Here is a 1,541-nt window from a genome sequence, read left to right on the forward strand (position 1 = left end):
AACCTCAACGGGCGTATAAACAATCCCAAGCCTATCCGTGGTTTTCTTAAATGCCTTGGCAAAAAAACTTTCATAAAGCTTGATAATAAGGTTCTGTTTTGCATGAGTTTCCGTAATGCCTGCTGTACAGAACGTGACACTTTTGTAGAATTTATCAAGATCTTTCGTTTTCTCTTCGATATTGGTTTTATCCAGTTCCGTTAAGATCTTATCCATTGCTTGTGAAATGGCATTGTTCTGTACAAATTCATTGCCTTCAAACAAGGCTTCAAACACGGGACGCGTGACAAGATGTTGTGCTAACATCTCAATCGCTTCCTCTTGTTTGATTTCACTGTTGACGTTGTTCTTTAATTCCTTATGGAATGCATCAAAGGCGTGAAAGGCTTCACTCTTTTCATCGGAAATCATATCTTTAAGATGATTGATATGATTTTGAGCAATCTCAGCAACATTGTTCGCCCAAATGCCCCAATAATCCGTGATTTTAAAACTATCCAGAAAAATGGCTTTGACAAAATCAAAAAATTCAGAACGGCGGAATAAGTCTCCTTGTCCTCCAGATACCGATTGAGATTTGCTTTCTGCTGTTCCAATGGTATGTCCAGAACTTTCTGCTTTTGATGGTATCGAGATCTCATCAACCGTTGTGGTAAGCTCTTTTAATTCATTGGCACGCTTAATCTCTATAATCTCAATCGTATGGCTGCTATCTTGTCCTAAAGACATCTGATTAATTGTCCGAGCAAGCCTTTCGTCATGAGAATGTAAAGCATGCAAAACTTGCCAAACAACACGATACCTCTTATTGTTTTTTAAAGCCTTTTTGGCTTCTAAGTGTGAAGGAATGATAATGGGTAAAATGATATAGCCTGTTTTCTTATTTGGAGCACGACGCATCACACGCCCTACCGCCTGTATCACATCGACTTGGCTATTGCGCGGGTGTAAAAACATGATGGCATCAAGAGCAGGGACATCAATCCCTTCAGACAGACACCGAACATTGCTTAAAATCCGACAAACATTTTGCCCCGCATCTTCTTTAAGCCAATCCAATTCTTCATTGCGTTTTTTGACGCTTTGCGTTCCGTCAATATGTCTTACTTCACAGTTTAGAAAGGGAACCGTTTGAAGAAAATCATCAATATGAGATTTGATAATTTTATTGAAAAGCTTTGTTATATATTGAGAGGTGTTGATATCTTTGCAAAAAGCTAAAGCACATTGCATGGGCTCTGTATCATCATCATCAACAGCCGCTTGCTTATCTATTTTGGTAAGGGCTCTATAACAGCCAATAATTTTTGCCGCATCATCTAAATCAATTTCACGGTTTTCATTGGCAATAATCTCCTGTATGGCTGGTGTGATATAGGTTTCATTAATACCCAAGACCACAATCTTGTAAGGAGTTAAAAGTTCATTATCGACAGCTTCCGCGAAGGTATAATGATGAAGTTGTTTGCCATAAAGCGTTTCATCGTCCATAGATGCCAAAACAGCATTGATCTCATCCGCCCGCCTTTTAGCAGTATCAC

General features: G+C 39.0%; 1 protein-coding gene. It reads right to left on the minus strand.

Annotated features, from left to right (window positions below; all coding sequences use genetic code 11):
- On the minus strand, nucleotides 1-1,541 hold a 1,541-nt coding region (locus tag ACFIL2_RS02835), incomplete at both ends, for a helicase-related protein (RefSeq protein ID WP_375681681.1).

The sequence above is a fragment of the Bartonella sp. AP30XZML genome (genome assembly GCF_042195945.1).
Classification (GTDB): Bacteria; Pseudomonadota; Alphaproteobacteria; order Rhizobiales; family Rhizobiaceae; genus Bartonella.